We start from the raw sequence: 17,789 nt of genomic DNA, 5'->3' as shown, positions 1-17,789 counted from the left end.
GACCTCTTAACCCGCGGCTGCACCCCCAGACGCCCAAGGCCGAGGTCCGTGCGGGGAACCCTGAGGTACTCAGAGTCCCTCAGGGTTCCCCTCACGGACCTTCGCCGGAACGCAGCCACGCCGCACTGCTGAGGGAAGCCTGCTGCGGGATGATGCCCTGGTGCGGGTTTCAGTGCTGGACACGTCGCCGATCGTCGCGGGATCGACCGCGCGGGAGGCGTTGCGGCGCACGGTCGATCTCGCCGAACTCGTCGACGAACTGGGATATCACCGCTACTGGCTGCCTGAACACCACAGCATGCGTGGTGTCGCGAGCGCCGCTCCCGCTGTGGCAGCCGCCCGCGTCGCGGATGCCACGCAACGGATCCGCGTCGGCGCTGGCGGCGTCCTGCTGCTCAACCATCCGCCGCTCGTCGTCGCCGAGCAGTTCGGCACGCTCGCCGCGTTTCATCCCGGCCGGATCGACCTCGGGCTCGGCCGCGCGCTCGGCGGTCCGCAACGCGTGACCGACGCGCTGAACCCCGGCCCGGCGGAGAGTTTTCCCGCTCGCATCAAGGAGTTGTTGACCTACTTCGCCGGCGCGGACCAGCCACTGCGCGCGACTCCCGCGCAAGGGAATGTGCCGGGCATCTGGCTCCTCGGCTCAAGCACCGCGAGCGCGCACCTCGCCGCCGAACTAGGCCTGCCGTACGCGTTCGCCTACCACCTCCGCCCCGCTGAAGCCGCCGCCGCGACCCGGATCTACCGCGAGAACTTCCGCCCCGGCCACACTCCTGAACCGTCCATTGTGGTCAGCGTCGCGGTGGTAGCCGCCGCGACCGAGGAACGAGCCGAATGGCTAGCCAGGTCCATTCGGGCTAAAGCCTTGAGCCGTTCGCGCGGCGAGCGGATCTTGTTGCCGCGTCCGGAAGACGCGGCCGTGGACCCGGCGATCGGCCCTGGTCCGGTGCTCGCCGGAGCCCCGGCGGCGCTGCGGAGTTCGTTGCGCTCAGTCATCGCCGACACCGGTGCGGACGAACTGATGATCACCACTCCGATTCACGACCACGCGGAGCGGAAACGGTCCTATGCGCTGGTCCGGGAGATCTCGGACACTTTGCCGTCGCGCGATTGATCCCGTTTTGTCCGATTGACCGTCGAGAAACCGGCTGTGGCGCACGGGGTTTCCCCAACGTTCAACCTGGCACGGGTTCGCATGTCACTTGTCGTGCCTAAGTTCCTCACGGCTTCGGAAAGTGGGGATTCATGGAAACCAGCGACGCGGTGCGGGCCCGCGCGATCACCAAGTGTTTCGGCGACGTCATCGCGCTCGACGGTGTCGATCTCGACGTCGCTTACGGCGAGATCCACGGGCTCGTCGGCCCGAACGGCGCGGGCAAGACGACGCTGCTCGGCCTGCTGCTCGGACTCGCGGTCGCCGACGAGGGCGAACTCGAGATCCTCGGCCGCCCGGTCGGCCGCGCGCTCGCCACCCCGGACGGCATTTCCGGGTTCGTCGACGGCCCGGGGCTGTACCCCTCGCTCACCGCCCGGCAGAACCTCGCCGCGCTCGCCTCGCTGCGCGGACAGACCGTCGACCTCGACGACCTTCTCGCGCAGGTCGGCCTCACCGACGTCGCCGACGACCGGGCGCGCGGGTTCTCGCTCGGCATGCGCCAGCGCCTCGGCCTCGCCGCCGCGCTGCTGACCAAGCCGCGGCTGCTGATCCTCGACGAGCCCGCCAACGGTCTCGACCCGGCGGGCAAGAAACACGTGCACAGCGTGCTCACCCGGCTCGCCGACGAGGGCACCGCGGTGGTGCTGTCCAGCCACCGGATGGACGACCTCGAAGCGCTCTGCTCGGAGGTCACCATCCTGTCCGCCGGCTGCGTCGTTTTCACCGGCCCGCTGGCGAAACTGTCCTCCGACGATCGCGAACTGGCTTACCGCCTGGTCACCTCGGACCAGAAGGCCGCGCGCGAGATCGCCGAGAACGTGCCCGGGCTGCGGATCGACGACACCCAGGCCCCGCGCGGTCAGGCCGACGTCCTGGTGGTGAGCGGCCTCGTACCCGCGCTGGACGACCTCGTCGCGCGCGTCGTCGGCAAGGGCATCGGCGTACGGGAATTGGCTCCGGTCGTTTCGCCGCTGGAGGCGGCTTTCCTGGAGCTGACGGAGCAGGGGGAGAAGCGATGACCGTCACCGAGGAACGGGCACCGGCGCCGGTCCGCCCGGTCGGGCTGGGCCGCGGCTACCGGTTCGAGCTGGTGAAGTTGTTGTCGCAGTGGCGAATCCGCGTACTGCTGCTCGCCTGCTGGCTCGCGCCCGCAGTATTCGTCGCCGCGGTCAGCCAGCAAAGCGACCTGCCGGTGGACACCCTGTTCGGCCGTCTGATGAACACCACCGGTTGGGCTGGGCCGCTCGTCCTGCTCGGTTTCGCGGGCAGTTACGCGCTTCCGCTGCTGACTTCCCTGGTCGCCGGAGACGTCTTCGCCGCCGAAGACCGGCTCGGTACCTGGCGGCACCTGCTGGTGGCGATGCGGTCGTACCGGCGGGTCTTCGTGTCGAAAGCGTTCGCCAGCCTCACCGTGATCTTGTTGCTGGTTCTCGGATTGGCGGTGTCCAGCACAGTCGGCGGTCTCGTCGCGGTCGGCGGACAGCCGCTGATCGGCCTCGACGGACACCTGCTGTCCTCGGGCGACGCGGCGCTGAAGGTCATTCTCGCCTGGATCTGCGTGCTCGCCCCGACCCTTGCCCTGGCTGGGATCGGCCTGCTCGGCTCTGTCGCGTTAGGACGGTCGCCGATGGGCTTGCTGCTGCCCGCGGTGGTCGCGCTGGTGATGGCGGTGGCGCAGCTCCTGCCGCTGCCGGTCGTCGTGCGGCTCGCGCTGCCGACGTACGCGTTCATCTCGTGGAACGGCCTCTTCACCGACCCGGTCCAGTTCGGTCCGCTGCTGATCGGCGTCGGGGTGAGCCTGGTCTGGGCAGTGGTCGCGACTGCGCTGGCCTACCTGTTGTTCGTGCGACGCGACTTCACCGATCTGACTTATGACGGCGCCGGTCGTCGCGTACTGACCGCGGGTTTGCTGCCGCTCGCCGCGCTGGTCGGCGTCACGGTGGCGGTCGTCGCGGTCGCTACGCCTGCCACGGGCTCGGGCATCGACCAGGCGAAGCTGCAGCAGTCGCTGTCCACCGAATTCGCGCACCTCTACCGGCTCCAGGCCGCGCAGCTGCACCGTCCGGACGTCACGGAGGAGCAGCTCGCGACCAGCACGGAATGCACCAAGGGCGGCGGCCTCGTCGAGGCCGAAGGCCCCGGCAACGACTGGCGTTGCGTCGTCTCCTGGCATCTCCCCGGCATCGCGGCGACCGGACAGGCGATCTACCAGCTCGATGTCACCTCGGACGGGCGGTATGTCGCCGACGGCGACGGACCGAAGGAAGTGAACGGCTACTTCCAGGTGCGGACCCCGGAAGGGGACCGGCCCAACCCGCTGTGGCAGTTCGACGGCAACGTCGAACTGCTCTCCTCCACGAAGGGATGAGGACATGCAAGTAACGCGCCGTCGCAGGCGTGGCGGGAAGAAAGACCTCCGCAGATCCCGCAAGCTGCGCTTCGTCACGGCGGGGGCGACCACGGTCGCGCTCGTCGCCACGGGCTCGGGCATCGGCCTCGCCTCCACCAAGCAGTTCGGCACCGACCAGGTCGGCCAGGAAACCGCGAACGGCCTGACCATCTCCAGCGACCAGTACCTCAAGCCGATCGGCGAGCGGCTGGTCGTCCCCAACGGCAAGATCATGTCCTCGACGGTCAGCCCGGACGGCAGCCACCTCGCCGCGCTGACCACCGACGGCGGCATCGCGCTGACCATCGTCGACCTGAAGAGCTGGAAGGTGCAGCAGCTCGTCGGCAAGGACAAGAAGGCCGACCTGCAGCTGCCGGGCAACGACGTCGGCCAGGAAGGCCCGTCGTACTCGCCGGACGGCAAAACGCTGTGGCTGGGCCAGATCGACGGCTACCGCAAGTTCGACGTGAACCCGGACGGCACCGTCGCCAACCCGACCTGGGTCGCGATCCCGGCCGACGGGGCCAAGCATTCCCTTGCCGCTGGCGCGATCTTCTCGCCGGACGGGTCCACTGTGTACTCCGCAGTGAACGGACAGAACCGCGTCGTCGCCATCGACGCCGCCAGCGGCCAGATCAAGCAGAGCTGGACCGTCGGCAACGCGCCGCGCGCACTGGTGCGGATCGGCGACCGGATCTACGTCAGCAACGAGGGCGGCCGCGCGGCGAAGCCGGGCGACACCACGATCAACTCGTACGGCACCGACGTCGTCGCCGACCCGAAGACCGCGGCCGCCACCACCGGCACGGTCAGCGTGATCGACCTGGCGAACCCGGCCGCTCCGGTCAAGAGCATCGACGTCGGCCTGCACCCGACCGCCTTGCGCGCCAAGAACAACACGCTGTTCGTGGCGAACACCGGCGGCGACAGCGTTTCGGTGATCGATGCCCAGCGCAACGTCGTGGTACAGACCATCGCGACGCAGCCGTGGCCGGAGGCGAACGTCGGCTACGAGCCGACTGACATCGCGCTCACCGACGACGGCCACCTGCTGGTGACCCTCGGCCGGGCGAACGCGGTCGCGGTCTACCGCTACTGGTTCCCGCAGGCCCCCGCCGCCTTCATCGGGCTGCTGCCGACGGACTACTTCCCGTCCGGCATTTCCGCCTCGGGCAAGAACATCCTGGTCGCGAACACCCGCGGCATCGACGCCCGCCGCCCGACCACCGCGGCCGGGCACGCCACGCACGACACGACGTCGAGCCTGCAGCGATTCACCCTGCCGACCGACTGGCAGACCTGGGCGCAGACGTACCAGGTGTTCAAGCAGAACGGCTGGACGCCCGGTTCGGTGCAGAAGGCGAACGGCAACCGCAACGTCAAGCCGGTTCCGGTGCCGCAGCGCCTGGGCGACCCGTCCACGATCAAGCACGTTTTCCTGCTGGTCAAGGAAAACCGGACGTACGACCAGCTCTTCGGCGACATGAAGAAGGGCAACGGCAACCCGGCGCTCGCGCAGTTCGGCCAGGCTGTCACGCCGAACCAGCACGCGCTGGCCGACCAGTTCGGGTTGTACGACAACACCTACGACATCGGCACGAACTCGGCCGAGGGCCACAACTGGCTGATGCAGGCGGACAACCCGGAGTACACCGAGTCGTCGGCCGGCGAGTACAAGCGCAGCTACGACACCGAGGACGACGCGCTGGGCCACCAGCGCAGCGGCTTCCTGTGGACCGGGGCGCAGGCGGCGGGCAAGACCGTCCGCGACTTCGGCGAGTTCCAGCAGTTCCTGACCAAGCCCGCGGGCGCGAGCTGGCAGAACCTGTACTGCGACTCGAAGAACATGGCCGCGACCGGCGAGCCGACCGCCTACCCGCTGGTCTCGTCGTCGCCGATCCCGTCGCTGAACAGCGTTTCGGTGCCGGGCTTCCCGAAGTTCGACACCGATGTGCCGGACCAGTACCGGTACGAGATCTGGAAGAACGACTTCGAGAAGAACGGCCCGGCGAACCTGAACATGTTCTGGCTGTCGAGCGACCACACCGGCGGCCCGCCGAGCCCGGCCGCGCAGGTCGCCGACAACGACCTGGCCGTCGGCAAGATCGTCGACAAGATCTCGCACAGCCAGTACTGGAAGGACTCGGCGATCTTCGTCGTCGAGGACGACTCCCAGGCCGGGCTGGACCACGTCGACGGGCACCGGGCGCCGATCCAGATCATCAGCCCGTACGCCCAGCGCGGCGCGACCGACAGCCGGTACTACTCGCAGATCACCATGATCCGCACCATCGAGCAGATCCTCGGGATCCACCCGATGAACCAGAAGGACAGCGCGGCCACCCCGATGGCGACCGCGTTCACGCAGAAGCCGGACACCACGCCGTTCACCGCGGTGCCGAACCAGACGTCGCTGACCGCGGGACTGAAGACCCCGCCGTCGTGCGGCACGGACAACGTCCCGACGGCCTCCACCGCGGCGGCGTCGACGGCGGTGCCCGCGGACAAGCAGCAGCTGGCGCAGCAGTGGCAGCAATGGCAGTCGCAGCAGAAGCTGACCGGCCCGAACGCCACCGCGGACTACGCCAACCCGGCGCAGATGGACCACTTCACGTGGTACCAGGTGCACGGGTGGAGCCAGCCGTATCCGGGCGAGGACAAGATCTTCGCCCCGGACCAGGTGCCTGGCGCCTTCATCCCGTCGGCTGAATCGGACGGTTGATTCGTTAGCTGGTAAGGGAAAGCCCCTGTCCGCTTTGTTAGCGGGCGGGGGCTTTTCTTTGTCTCAGGCGGGCAGCGGGGTGGCTGCGGCCGGGGAGAGACCGTCGAGCAGCAGGGCGAGATAGCGGGGCCAGCTCGCACCCGCCACCGCGGTGACCATGGTGATCAGGCAGGGGAGATCCTCGAGCGTCAGATCGGAACGCACCGCCCCGGATTCCTGCGCGCGGGACAGCACCTCGCCGAACGCCCCCAGATGCCGCCCGGCGATCGAGGCGGCGAGGGCGTTCCCGTTGACCAGCGCGAGGATCCCCGGGTGTTCGCGGAACGCGGCGACCCCGCTCTCCAGCACGATTTCCAGCGCCCGGCGCGGCTCCGGCTCCGCGTCGACCCGAACGCGGATCGGCTCCGCTTGCTCGGCGAAGTAGTCCTCGAGCACCGCGGTCAGCAGGTCGTCCTTGGTCGGGAAATGCCGGTAGAGCGTGCGCGCGCTCACCCCCGCGGCCTGCGCGATCTTGTCGAGCCAGACGTCGCCGCTGCCTTGGACCGCCGTGCGCGCCGCGGCGAGGATGGCGCGCCGGTTGTGCTGGGCGTCGGCTCGCGGGCGTTCGGTTCTGGGCACGGGCGTCACGCTAGCACCGCCGAGCTAAGTGTCATTCGACTGACAGTTAGGCTACGGTGGTCGCATGGACCACGGAATCGTCACCTTCCTCACCGACTACGGCATCGCCCCCGTCCGGCTCGGGCAGGCGGTGGAGGAACGCGGCTTCGGCTCGCTGTTCCTCACCGAACACACCCACATCCCGACCAGCCGGCTCACCCCGTACCCGGTCGGCGCGGCGGAACCGCAGCCGTTGCCGCGCTACTACTCGCACACTTTCGACCCGTTCACCGCCCTTGCCGCCATCGCGGCCAGCACGCGAAGAATCGGGCTCGGCACCGCGGTGTCGCTGGTCAGCCAGCATCATCCGATCACCCTGGCCAAACAGGCGGCGAGCGTCGACGTGCTGTCCGGCGGCCGGTTCGAACTCGGAGTCGGCCCTGGCTGGAACGCCGAGGAGATGGCCAATCACGGCGTCGACCCGGCCCGGCCGCTCGCGCGCATGCTCGAACACGTCGCCGCCGTCTGGACGATCTGGACCGAGGACGAACCCGAGTTCCACGGCGAATTCGTCGACTTCGACCCGATCTGGTCCTGGCCCAAACCGGCGCGCCCGCTGCCCGTGCTAATCGGCGGGGTCGGGGTGAAGGTGCTGGACCGCGTGCTCAGCCACGGCGACGGCTGGCTCCCGCTGCCGCTGTACCCGATCGACTTCCTGCGCACGCGGATCGCCGAACTGCGCGAGCGGGCGGGCCGCCACGTCCCGGTCACGCTGTACGGGGCCGATCCGGAGAAGCTGACGGACTATGCGGAGGCGGGCGTCGACCGGGTGCTGTTCGAACTCGTGGACCACGAGGATTCCTCGGACGCGCTACGGCAGCTCGACCTCCTGGCGGAATTCGTTCGCTGAGTTCAGTGCGCGAGATCGACCACCACCCGGCGGATCTGGTCGGCTGGTACTTCCTGGCTGCTCACCCGGAATGGCACCTGCGCCCCGACGCCGATAGCGAAAGTGCACTGGCCTTCGAAGAAGCCCGCGAACCGGACCGCGCGCAAGGACGGCCAACCGGTTGGCTGCGCGAAATAGTCACCGCCCTGGGCTAGCACCCGACCAGGTTGGTGTCCGCTGTCGTCGAAACCCTGCGCGGGTGCACGGATCACCGCTTGCAGGACCGCGTTTCCGGGCACTGGCAAGGGTTTCCCGGAGGGATCCGCGGTCACGAGCGGCACGTATCGCACGGTGAATCCGGCTGCGGCCGCGCCATTGATAGTGAACACGACTTCGTCGTAACAGCCGTGTCGGCTGACGGTGACAAGGTACAGCGCGTTAGTCGTCGAACCGGGGCTTTCTTTGGCGCCAGTGCCCCAACTCCTTGTCGGGCCACAGGGTGCGGGCTGACTGTCCGAACGGGACGGTGCCGGACGGTCCGAAGAGGACGGAGCGGCAGTGGCGTTCTGGGCTGCCGTGGTGGCGGGAGCCGAAGTCGCGGCGGGAGCGGACGGTGTGGTGGTGCCCGACGGTGCTGGGACGCCGGTAGGCCCACTGCATGCGGACAGCAGCAGAATCCCCGCCGCCACCGGGATCTTGCGCAGCACAACGTTTCGCGCCGGACGCCCGCGGACTTGTGAAGAGTAGGTGTTCATGACGCGCCTGCCTAGGGAAAAGGTCCCCGGGGCAGGCCGGGCGGATGCGGTCAGTGTGCGGTCAGGCCAGGCGGTTCGGCGACGACGGTGACTCAGTCGCCGGGATTTCGTCGCCGAACCGTTGCCTGGATCAGGCCCTTCAGGACCCGGTGTGCTGCTCCGGTTCCAGCGAGTTCCCCGGCGGGATCTGCCCGCAACTGGACGGCGCGGCCTTGCCCGCGAACCGGTCGCCGAGCCAGGCGATCGCGGCCGGCGCCCACACCGGAAGCGCGGTGGCGTGGCTGAGCAGGTCGTACTGCGTGTACTTGATCGAGGTGTTTCCGGTCGCGCAGTACTGATTCGCGAGCGCGCGCACGTCGCCGGCCACCATCACGCCGTCGCCGGTGCCGATGCCCGGCTCATTGCTGACAGTGCCTTCGAGCGCGCCGTTGTTGGCCTGCGCGATGAACCCGGGAATCGAAGGCGTCGCCGCCGAGCCGATGTTCACCTTGTTGACCGCGTCGACGAACGGCGGCACCGAATCCGGGTTCGCGTACTCCGGCTTGACCAGCTTCTGCCAGGTCAGCCCGGGGTAGCGGCCGAGCGCGTTGGCGATCGACGCGTGTTCCAGTTCGCCGAGCACCTTCAGCCCGTACTCGCTGGCGTAGGGCTTGAGGTCGATGCCGTACCCGCGCGAGACGCCGATCAGCGCCATCGGGATCACGCCGGACCAGACCGGGCTGCCGCCGACGTACTTGAGGTTGTGCGCGGGGTCGACGAGCACTCCGCCCTCGGCGAACCCGACGAGATTCTTCTCGACGTCCGGCGCGTAGCTCGCGGCGATCGCCGACGCCCAGCCGGTCGCGATCGCGCCGCCGGAATAGCCGATCAGGCCGAATTTGGTGGATTCGGTCATTCCGGTGCCGGGCGCGTGCGTCGCGGCGCGGATGGAGTCCAAAGTGGTCTGGCCGTATTCCGGACCGTCGGCGAAATCGGCGGTCGGGCCCTCGGTGTCCGGGATGACGACGCTGTACCCGAGCGCGAGCGCCGGTGCGATGAGCAGCGATTCGGCGTTCGGCAGCATGCCGCCGAGCCGGACGTCGCCGGCGATCGCGCGGGACGGCGCGTCCTTGGGATCGAGCGAATCGTACGCGGATTGGTAGGAAATGACCTTTCCGTTGCCGCCCAGGGGATTGCGGACGACCGAGGTGACGTTCGCGGTGGGATTTCCCTGTGCGTCGGCGGTCCGGTAGAGCAGCTGGGTGGCCTGCACTGGAGTCGGGAAGCCGAACACGTGATAGGTCAGCGTTCGCGTCTTCAGCACGGTGCCCGGCGCGTACGACGAGAGCGGCGTGCTGCCGTCGTAACTGTAGAAGGAATCGGCCGAGGCGGCGGCGGGCAGCGCGACGGCGGACGTGATCGCGAGAGCGGCGGCGGCGATCAGCGCGCGGACGGGTTTCCGGATCATGACTCCCCTTTGAACCATGAAGTACGAACCATGATGTGAATCACGACTGGCGGGTAACTTACCAGTGAGTAGGTATCCGCACAACTACGGAATGTGCAGGCAGTGCCGGTGCCGGGGAGTCAGGCCTGCCTCGAGTAGGCGGCGGCGAGCGCGGCGGCGCGGTCGTGCAGCGCGGTGCGCAACGATTGCGGCGCAAGGACTTCCGCGTTCCGGCCGGCCTGCCACAGTGCCCATTCGGCGTGCCGGGAATCCTGGAAAGCCGCCTCCAGTCGAATCCACCCGTCCGGGCCGGATTCCTCGGCGAGAATGGCGAGAGCGGTGCGTGCCAATTCCTCCCGCTGCGCCGGGCGAATCCGGACCAGCGCGACGATGCGGTCACCGCCGCCGCGGAACCGGGTGCTGCGTTCCTGCCAGGCCCGGCCGAGGTCCACTCGATCGGGCCGCTGCGCTGGTTCGTCGAGCTCCTCGGCGGCCAGCACCCGCGACAGCCGATACGTCCGGTCCTCGCCCTCGCGAGTGGCCAGCAAATATCCCAGCTCCCGTACGGTCACCAGTCCGATCGGGTGCACTGTGCGCCACTTCGGGGACTGGTTCAGGGCTTCGTAGCGGATGCGCACCTGGTGCCCGGCGAACACCGAGCGGCGGATCTGGGCCACCACCGCGTCCGGTGCCTCGTCCGCGACCGCGCGGCGCGAAAGGAGGTCGATCTCCGGGTCGATGAGCAGTCGCTCGGCCACGCCCGCGGCAGTGTGCCGATGGCTTTCCGGCAGCGCGTCGACCACTTTGAGCATGGCCGAAGCGAGCGCCGAACCGAGGCCGAACGCCTGCGCGCCGCGGCGTGACCCGGCGACCAGCAGCGCGAGGGCTTCGTCGTGGTTCAGCCCGGTGAGTTCGGTCTGAAATCCGGGCAGCAACGCGAAACCGCCGTTGCGCCCGCGTTCGGCGTAGACCGGCACGCCCGCCGCGGACAGCGCGTCGATGTCCCGCAGCACCGTGCGGGTGGAGACTTCCAGCTCGCGGGCGAGAGTGGTCGCGGACAGCCGGCCGCGCTGGCGCAGCAGCAGGACCAGCGAGACCAACCGGTCGGCGCGCATACCGGAAATTCTAGCCAATACACGACACTGGATGTCGCGTATTGCTTGCCAAGCTCCTCCGCGTATTGCCGAGAAGTATTGCCGAGAACGCGAATGGAGCAAGTGGTGGAGCAAACGACTGTCAACCCGTGGGCGTGGTCGACGGCGATGGGATACAACCAGGGCGAACTGGTGTCCGGGCCGGTCCGGACCCTGTACTGCTCCGGGCAGACCGCGATGAACGGCGACGGCGAACCGCAGCACGGCGGGGACATGGCCAAGCAGGTGGCGCTGAGCCTCGACAACCTGGAGAAGGTGCTCGCCGAAGCGGGCATGACGCTGGCGAACCTGGTCCGGCTCAACGTCTACACGACCGACGTCGACGAGCTTTTCCAGCACTACGGCGTCCTCGCCGCCCGCCTGGCCGCGGCCGGGGTCGCCCCGTCGACCACGATGCTCGGCGTGCCCCGGCTGGCGATCCCCGCCCTGCTGGTCGAGCTGGAGGGGACCGCTGTCGCCGAGCTGTAGCGCCGTAGTTCGGCCACCCGCATATATCGCGACGTGATATATATGGACGAGTGACCGAACGAGGCATGTCGGAGCAGGTCTTCCTGATCCTCACCGCGCTCGCCGACGAGCCGAAGCACGGCTACGGCATCGTCCAGGCCGTCGAGAAGCTGTCGGAGAACCGAGTCCGCCTCCGGGTCGGCACGCTGTACGGCGTGCTGGACCGGCTGGTGGCCGACGGGTGGGCGGAGCGGGACAAGGAGGAGATCCACCAGGGCCGGCTGCGCCGTTACTACCGGCTGACCGATCTCGGCGGCCGAACTTTGGCCGAGCAGACCCGGCGGCTGGCGGCGAATGCCGCGGCGGCGGATTCGGTGCTGCGGGCGCGGGGCTGGGCGCCGCGGACGGGCGGCGAGGCATGACCGCTCCCGAACTCCAGTACCGCCGGATGGTGCGTCTGCTGCCTCGGTGGTACCGCGCCGAACGCGAGGACGAAATGGTCGGCGCGCTGCTGGACGCGCGCGACGGCGGTCGTCTCGAGGAAGGGCGCGAACTGCTCGCGATGCTGGGGCTGGGCCTGCGGGCCCGGCTGGCCGCAAGCTCAGCCCCGGCTCGCGTGGTCGCTTTCGGCGACACGGTGCGCCTGGTCGCGCTGCTCGGTCTCCTGTGGGGCGTGATGAAAGGCGTCCTCGCCGTCGGGCGTGACTTGTCCGACGCTGTCACCTTTCCGCATCTGCTCGGTCCCTTCGCCGCGACGGTGATGGTGCATGTAGCTCATCGGCTCTGGCTGGACCTCGCCTTGGCCGCCGCGACGACGGTGCCTCTCGTGTTGCTGTTCGCCGGACGGCGCCGGGCCGCTCGAACGGTCGCCGGGGCGGTGCTGGTCGGGGGATTCGCCGCGTTCCTGTACCGGTATTCGTTCAGTTTCAGCCCGGATCTTCTGGGCTATTTCGTCCCGCAATGGCTGCCGTTGCTGCTGATGGTCGCCGGATTCCATGCTGGCGCGCCCCTGCCGGTCGCGCGGAAATGGTGGCTCGCGCTGGCCGCGATCGCGGCTTCGGCGCTCTGTTTCGGCTCCTTCGTCGACTCGGATCTGCGCGGGCTTTCCTGGTATGCGTGGGCGGCCGTGCTGATCATCCCGGCTTATTTCGCGTTCCGGCGCCGCACGCCCGCGTGGTCGTTCTCGCTGGCAGCTTGCTGTGCGTTCGTGCTGGCCCAGCCGATCGTGCTCCGGGCCACCATGGCGGGCGCCGGCTTCGAGCCGACAGAGCTGCTGCAGATCTGCGTCGTGGGCACCGGCATCGTGGCGCTGGTCGCGACCGGAATCATCGATTACCGGCGGAGATCTTAATCGTGGACACTATTCCCAGAGCGCTTCCGCGCGCCGTAAAACAGCCGGTTTACCTCCCTGATTATCGGCGAAGAAACCGTTGGATAATCGTCGGTTCGATACTGTTGATCGCCATTCTCGGCTACGTCACCCGCTGGATTTGCGATGACGCGCTGATTTTCACCAGAATCGTCGAGCAGATCCTCGCCGGGAACGGTCCGGTCTACAATCTCGGCGAACGGGCCGAAGCGTCGACAAGCACGCTGTGGCAATGGCTGCTCGCGTTCGCCGGGTTCGTGTTCGGCCAGTCGGACACCTCGACGCTGTCCTGGATGCTCGGCCTGCTGCTCACCGCGGCCGGGTTCGGCTTCGCGGTGAGCGCGACGAGCCGGTTGCACGGCGGGCACGTCGCGGCGATGGTGCCGTGCGGTGTTCTCGCGCTGCTGGGCGTCCGGCCGGTGTGGCAATACGCGACGTCCGGGCTGGAGACTGGGCTCAACACGTTCTGGATGGCACTGTGCTGGTGGCTGCTGGTGCGCTCGCGCGGCGGCGGGTCGGCCAGATCCGCCAGGTCGGTGGTCGGCGCGGCGTTCGCGATGGGACTGGGGCCGCTGGTCCGTCCGGAACAAGCGTTGGTCGCGGCGGTGTTCCTGGCCGCGTTGTGGTTGGTGGCGAAGCCGTCCTGGCGAGTCACGCTCGCCGCGGTCGCCGCCGCCGGCGCGCTGCCGGTCGGTTACGAGATCTTCCGCATGGGCTTCTACGGCATCCTCGTGCCGATGCCCGCGCTCACCAAAAACGCGAGCGAATCCTTCTGGGCAAGGGGATTCGGGTACGTCGGCGACTTCGCGAACCCGTATCTGCTGTGGCTGCCGCTGGTGCTCTGCACGGTCCTGCTCGCCGGAGTGCTGCGGCGCCGCGCCGATCTGGTCGTCACGCTCACTCCGGTCGTCGCGGGTCTGCTGTCGCTGGGATATCTGCTCAAGGTCGGCGGCGACTACATGCACGCGCGGATGGCGCTGCCGATCTTCTTCCTGCTGATGCTGCCGGTACTGGTGGTCCCGGCTTCGAAGAACACTCGCGTGGCTGCGGTCGTCCTGCTCGCGTGGGCCGTTCTTTGCGGCAGTCTCGGGCAATTCGTGCCGCGGAACGGCGAACTGATCGACGACGAGCGCGGTTACTACCACGCGTGGACCGGCCAGGCGTGGCCCACCGAATCGGCGGACTTCACCTGGAAGATGGAATATCTCCGGAACGCCGCCAAGCCGCGGATGCTGACCTACGAAGGCCCCGGCCCGCAAGCGCGGATTCTGACGGTACCGCTGCGCGCGGACGTCCCGTCGAAGTCCATGATCATCGGGGTGTACCTGGGGACGACCGGGGTCATGTCGCCGGTGGACGCCGGCGTGGTCGATTTCTGGGGCCTGGCCAACCCGATCGGCGCGCGGTTCGAATTCCCGACGGTGAAACCGGGACACTCGAAACCGTTGAGCAACGCCTGGCTGCTCGCGGATTACGCGGACCCTTCCGCGCCAGTCCCCAGCCCGGGCAACTTCGCGGTGCGCGCCGACGTGACCGCGGACCAGGTCGCCGCCGCCCGGCACGCGCTGAGTTGCGGCGAGCTGGCGGAAATCCAGCGCTCGGTGCGAGAACCGATGTCGCCGGGCCGGTTCTGGGCCAACCTCACCGGCGCCGTGCACCGGACCGGGGTGACCGTCCCGCCGGACCCGTTCACCGCCGAACGGACCTTCTGCGGATCTCCGTGATCCGCCTCGCGGAACTGCCCTTGCCCAGGTCAGACCAGGAAGCGCATCCTGGAGCACACGGGGCGGAGGTGACGGGATGACGGCCGGGCCGACCTTGATCGGATCCGTGCGGCGCGCGTTGCACCTGCTCGACGCCGTCGGCGCGAGCGAGCGGCCGGTGCCGGCCAAAGTGCTCGCCCGCAGCGTCGGACTGCCGTTGCCCACGACGTATCACCTGCTGCGCACCCTCGTCCATGAGGGCTACCTCCGGAAACTCGACGACGGCTACGCACTCGGCGGCCAGGTCAGCGAACTGTGCCAGCGCTCGTCGCTGCACGCCGTCCTGCCGCGAATCCGCCCGGCACTGCGAGCGCTGCGCGACGAGGTGCACGGCGCGGCCTACCTCTCGCTGTACTCCGACGGCGACATCAAACTCATCGACATCGCCGACAGCGCGGCCGCCCCGTCGGTCGACCTGTGGGTCGGCGTCCACGAATCGGCGCACGCGACGGCGTTCGGAAAGTGCATCCTGTCCGGCCTCGCCAGCGAGCACCGACGGGAGTACCTGTCGCGGCATCGGCTGGCGGATCTCACGCCGCACACCATTACCGACAGCCGGGTCCTGGAGCAGAAGCTGGCGCGGTGCGGCGATGTTTTCAGCGACCGTGAGGAGTACTTGCTCGGCATGGCTTGCGTGGCGACGACGGTTCGCGCACCGGGGGTGCTGGGCGCGGTGGCAATTTCGCTGCCGGCGCGGCGGCTGGGTTCGGCTCGGGTAGAGTCGGTGCGCCGCACTGCTTGCCGGGTGTCTCGTGCGCTGGCCGTCGCGCAGTGACGCGGGCCGTTTGTGGGTCGGCGGGTACGAATTGGCGCGGGTGATGGCGTTTTGGCGCGGGCGTTCTGTCCGGCGTCGGCAGCGAGCAGCGCCTGTCGCGGCGTGCCATCACCGCCTGCCGGGTGTCCCGCACGTTAGCCGTCGCGCAGTGACGCGGGCCGTTGTCACCATCTGAAAACCAGCCCGTTGTCCACCAGCCGTTCTCCGGCGAGAGTGGATTTCAGCGCGCCGGAAAGACATCCCCGGCCCCCCGCGTCGGGGAAGCGCACGGGTCGCCGCCGAGTTCCACCGTTGCTCGGCGGCGTCCCGTGTTCGCCTCAGCTGGCGTTGGCGAACTGGCCCGGCTGGTACAGCCCGGCCGGCGTGCGGTTGGCTGCGTTGATCAGTCCGACCAGGCAGGCCAAGGCGGCGAACTGGTCCGGCGGGACGGTCGGCCCAGGGGCACGACTTGTGCCCGATGGTCCGGCCAGTGCTCCATCGTCCCGCGACGAGGTGGCGCAGCCTGTCCGGCTTGACAGCGAAAGCCACCACGCCTGCCTGTTTCGCGACGGGCAGAAGCGATCTGGATGCCCGGCTGCGAGTGCGGTGATCGAGAGGCGTGGCTCGCTTCGATTAGGTCACCACGCCGACGCGATCTGCGCCTTGCCGCTGACGAAAGCGCACAGCCTGGCCATGTCGGGGAAGCGCACGGGTCGCCGCCGAGTTCCACCGTTGCTCGGCGGCGTCCCGTGTTCGCCTCAGCTGGCGTTGGCGAACTGGCCCGGCTGGTACAGCCCGGCCGGCGTGCGCACGATGACGTTCATCCGGTTGGCCGCGTTGATCAGGCCGATCAGGAAGACCAGCGTGGCGAGCTGGTCGTCGTCGTAGTGCTCGCGCGCCTGCGCCCACGTCGCGTCGGAAACGTCGCCGGCGTCCGCGATCCGGGTGCCCTCCTCCGTCAGCGCGAGCGCGGCCCGCTCGGCGGGGGTGAACACAGTCGCCTCGCGCCAGACGGCGACCAGGTGCAGCCGTTCCGCGGTCTCGCCCGCGGCGGTGGCGTCCTTGGTGTGCATGTCGGTGCAGAAACCGCAGCCGTTGATCTGGCTGGCCCGCAGCGAAACCAGCTCCTGCGTCGACCTCGGCAGCGACGAGTTGTGCACCAGCATGCTCAGCCCGGCGAACCGCTTGCCGATCGACTTGCCGAGGTCGTTGTTCATCAGATCGAACCGTGCGCTCATCAGATCCTCCAGTGTGGTGAAGCGGATGCCCATGAGATGCCGGCCGCCCGCCGGATGTGACAACTCCGGATGTGACCCGCGTCGCAGCGGGAAAACCGGTGGCTCGGGCGCGGGGCCGGGACGCAGAATGCGGACGTGGCCGACCAGGGCAGTATCGCGCGGGCGACCGGGCTGAGCCTGGTCTCGTGGGTGCTGTTCGCGAGTTCCGGCCCGCTCGCCAAAGCGGTGCTCGACGCGGGCTGGAGCCCGGCGGCGGTCAGTGCGGTGCGGATCGGGCTTGCCGCGATCCTGCTGACACCCGGCGTCGCGCTGCTGCGGCCGCGAGCGCTGCGGTTCCGGCGCGCCGAACTGTGGCTGCCGCTCGGGTACGGACTCCTCGGCGTCGCGGGCGTGCAACTGTTCTTTTTCGTTGCGGTGTCCCGGATTCCGGTCGCGGTGGCGATGGTGCTGGTGAACCTGTCGCCGGTGCTGGTCGCGCTGTGGGTGCGCGTCGTCCGGCGAACGCGGCTGCCGGTGGCGGTGTGGCTGGGAATCGCGCTGGCGATCGCCGGGCTGGTGCTGATCGCCGGGCTCGGACCCGGTGCGCGGCTGGATTTTCCCGGCGTCGCGGCGGGATTGGCGTCGGCGGTCTGTTCGGCCGGATACTTCCTGCTCGGCGAACGCGGTGCGCGGCGGCACGATCCGCTCGGAATGACCGCGGCGGGGCTGGCGATCGGGGCGGTGGCGACCATCGCCGTAAGTCCATTGTGGACCATGAGGGCCGCCGCGGGTCCGGTGACGATGGGAGACGCGATGATTCCGGTCTGGCTGGCGTTATTGGTGCTGGCCGTTTTCGGCACCGTGCTGCCGTATCTGGCCGGGCTGCGTGCTCTCGGCGGGTTGCCGGTGGCGCTGGCCGGAGTGCTGGCGCTGGCCGAGCCGTTGGCCGCCGCGCTGCTCGCGTGGCTGTTGCTGGGCCAGGAATTGGGGCTGGCGCAGGTGATCGGGGTGGCGGTGTTGCTGAGCGGCGGGGGCGTGGGGGGGGGGGTTTTGGGGGGGGGGGGGGGGGGCACACCCACACCCCCCCAAAACAAAAACCCCCCCCCCCCCCCGCCCCCCCCGGCCGCGGGCGACGAGCGGGACCCGCCCCC

The 17,789-nt window shown here is 69.1% G+C and carries 16 protein-coding genes; 12 read left to right on the top strand and 4 right to left on the bottom strand.

The window, feature by feature from the left end; translation table 11 throughout:
- Positions 1-160 precede the first annotated feature (160 nt).
- From ACFXI3_RS33950 to ACFXI3_RS33935, 4 genes are all read left to right on the top strand, one after another.
- On the top strand, positions 161-1,114 hold the full coding sequence (locus ACFXI3_RS33950) for an MsnO8 family LLM class oxidoreductase (RefSeq protein WP_378405155.1): 954 nt from the start codon (positions 161-163) through the stop codon (positions 1,112-1,114).
- Positions 1,115-1,245: 131 nt separating this feature from the next.
- The gene (locus ACFXI3_RS33945; RefSeq protein WP_378405153.1) at positions 1,246-2,175 is read left to right on the top strand and encodes an ABC transporter ATP-binding protein; all 930 of its coding nucleotides are present in this window, start codon (positions 1,246-1,248) and stop codon (positions 2,173-2,175) included.
- Positions 2,172-3,524, top strand: a complete 1,353-nt coding sequence (locus ACFXI3_RS33940) for an ABC transporter permease (RefSeq protein ID WP_378405151.1) — start codon at positions 2,172-2,174, stop codon at positions 3,522-3,524. Before ACFXI3_RS33945 ends, ACFXI3_RS33940 begins: the two co-directional genes overlap by 4 nt.
- A gap of 4 nt (positions 3,525-3,528) precedes the next feature.
- Complete coding sequence (locus ACFXI3_RS33935; protein WP_344286168.1) at positions 3,529-6,267, top strand: bifunctional YncE family protein/alkaline phosphatase family protein; 2,739 nt, start codon at positions 3,529-3,531, stop codon at positions 6,265-6,267.
- A 63-nt stretch (positions 6,268-6,330) separates the two neighbouring features.
- On the opposite strand, the gene ACFXI3_RS33930 is transcribed toward ACFXI3_RS33935, so the two are convergent.
- Positions 6,331-6,885: a TetR/AcrR family transcriptional regulator gene (locus ACFXI3_RS33930; RefSeq protein WP_370934990.1), complete on the bottom strand. Its 555-nt coding sequence runs from the start codon at positions 6,883-6,885 to the stop codon at positions 6,331-6,333.
- Positions 6,886-6,949: 64 nt separating this feature from the next.
- Here ACFXI3_RS33930 and ACFXI3_RS33925 point away from each other — a divergent pair, with 64 nt between their 5' ends.
- Both ACFXI3_RS33925 and ACFXI3_RS33920 read left to right on the top strand, forming a co-directional pair.
- The gene (locus tag ACFXI3_RS33925) at positions 6,950-7,774 is read left to right on the top strand and encodes an LLM class F420-dependent oxidoreductase (RefSeq protein ID WP_378405148.1); all 825 of its coding nucleotides are present in this window, start codon (positions 6,950-6,952) and stop codon (positions 7,772-7,774) included.
- A 5-nt stretch (positions 7,775-7,779) separates the two neighbouring features.
- A complete protein-coding gene (locus ACFXI3_RS33920; protein ID WP_378405146.1) occupies positions 7,780-7,968 on the top strand; it encodes a hypothetical protein in 189 nt (62 codons plus the stop codon).
- A 679-nt stretch (positions 7,969-8,647) separates the two neighbouring features.
- Here the strand turns inward: ACFXI3_RS33920 and ACFXI3_RS33915 are convergent.
- Positions 8,648-9,955, bottom strand: coding sequence for a lipase family protein (locus tag ACFXI3_RS33915; RefSeq protein ID WP_378405144.1), 1,308 nt, complete (start codon positions 9,953-9,955; stop codon positions 8,648-8,650).
- 119 nt (positions 9,956-10,074) lie between these two features.
- Positions 10,075-11,049 carry a helix-turn-helix transcriptional regulator gene (locus ACFXI3_RS33910; RefSeq protein ID WP_378405142.1) on the bottom strand — a complete coding sequence of 325 codons (975 nt, stop codon included), beginning with the start codon at positions 11,047-11,049 and terminating at the stop codon, positions 10,075-10,077.
- 105 nt (positions 11,050-11,154) lie between these two features.
- On the opposite strand from ACFXI3_RS33910, the gene ACFXI3_RS33905 reads away from it, so the two are divergent.
- From ACFXI3_RS33905 to ACFXI3_RS33885, 5 genes are all read left to right on the top strand, one after another.
- Positions 11,155-11,556: a RidA family protein gene (locus tag ACFXI3_RS33905; protein WP_378405140.1), complete on the top strand. Its 402-nt coding sequence runs from the start codon at positions 11,155-11,157 to the stop codon at positions 11,554-11,556.
- A gap of 50 nt (positions 11,557-11,606) precedes the next feature.
- Positions 11,607-11,957, top strand: coding sequence for a PadR family transcriptional regulator (locus ACFXI3_RS33900; protein WP_344286176.1), 351 nt, complete (start codon positions 11,607-11,609; stop codon positions 11,955-11,957).
- Positions 11,954-12,886, top strand: a complete 933-nt coding sequence (locus ACFXI3_RS33895; protein ID WP_378405138.1) for a hypothetical protein — start codon at positions 11,954-11,956, stop codon at positions 12,884-12,886. Before ACFXI3_RS33900 ends, ACFXI3_RS33895 begins: the two co-directional genes overlap by 4 nt.
- 104 nt (positions 12,887-12,990) lie before the next feature.
- Positions 12,991-14,628 (top strand): hypothetical protein, encoded by a 1,638-nt coding sequence (locus ACFXI3_RS33890; RefSeq protein WP_378405136.1) that lies wholly within the window; start codon positions 12,991-12,993, stop codon positions 14,626-14,628.
- A gap of 76 nt (positions 14,629-14,704) precedes the next feature.
- On the top strand, positions 14,705-15,442 hold the full coding sequence (locus tag ACFXI3_RS33885) for an IclR family transcriptional regulator (protein WP_378405135.1): 738 nt from the start codon (positions 14,705-14,707) through the stop codon (positions 15,440-15,442).
- A 737-nt stretch (positions 15,443-16,179) separates the two neighbouring features.
- Here ACFXI3_RS33885 and ACFXI3_RS33880 read toward each other — a convergent pair.
- The gene (locus tag ACFXI3_RS33880; RefSeq protein ID WP_378405133.1) at positions 16,180-16,659 is read right to left on the bottom strand and encodes a carboxymuconolactone decarboxylase family protein; all 480 of its coding nucleotides are present in this window, start codon (positions 16,657-16,659) and stop codon (positions 16,180-16,182) included.
- Positions 16,660-16,794: 135 nt separating this feature from the next.
- Between ACFXI3_RS33880 and ACFXI3_RS33875 the strand changes: the two genes are divergently transcribed.
- On the top strand, positions 16,795-17,789 hold a 995-nt coding region (locus ACFXI3_RS33875), incomplete at its 3' end, for a DMT family transporter (protein WP_378405131.1).

Origin of the sequence: Amycolatopsis sp. NPDC059235 (assembly GCF_042754125.1) — a bacterium.
Classification (GTDB): domain Bacteria; phylum Actinomycetota; class Actinomycetes; order Mycobacteriales; family Pseudonocardiaceae; genus Amycolatopsis; species Amycolatopsis albidoflava.
The sequence above is the reverse complement of the archived record's forward strand: the minus strand, read 5'-3'. Positions and strand labels throughout refer to the sequence as shown.

Excerpts from the sequence above, each read along its gene's own strand:
- ACFXI3_RS33945 (WP_378405153.1), top strand. The coding sequence starts at position 1,246 with ATGGAAACCAGCGACGCGGTGCGGGCCCGCGCGATCACCAAGTGTTTC.
- ACFXI3_RS33940 (WP_378405151.1), top strand. The coding sequence starts at position 2,172 with ATGACCGTCACCGAGGAACGGGCACCGGCGCCGGTCCGCCCGGTCGGG.
- ACFXI3_RS33935 (WP_344286168.1), top strand. The coding sequence starts at position 3,529 with ATGCAAGTAACGCGCCGTCGCAGGCGTGGCGGGAAGAAAGACCTCCGC.
- ACFXI3_RS33925 (WP_378405148.1), top strand. The coding sequence starts at position 6,950 with ATGGACCACGGAATCGTCACCTTCCTCACCGACTACGGCATCGCCCCC.
- ACFXI3_RS33915 (WP_378405144.1), bottom strand. The coding sequence starts at position 9,955 with ATGATCCGGAAACCCGTCCGCGCGCTGATCGCCGCCGCCGCTCTCGCG.
- ACFXI3_RS33910 (WP_378405142.1), bottom strand. The coding sequence starts at position 11,049 with ATGCGCGCCGACCGGTTGGTCTCGCTGGTCCTGCTGCTGCGCCAGCGC.
- ACFXI3_RS33895 (WP_378405138.1), top strand. The coding sequence starts at position 11,954 with ATGACCGCTCCCGAACTCCAGTACCGCCGGATGGTGCGTCTGCTGCCT.
- ACFXI3_RS33885 (WP_378405135.1), top strand. The coding sequence starts at position 14,705 with ATGACGGCCGGGCCGACCTTGATCGGATCCGTGCGGCGCGCGTTGCAC.
- ACFXI3_RS33880 (WP_378405133.1), bottom strand. The coding sequence starts at position 16,659 with ATGAGCGCACGGTTCGATCTGATGAACAACGACCTCGGCAAGTCGATC.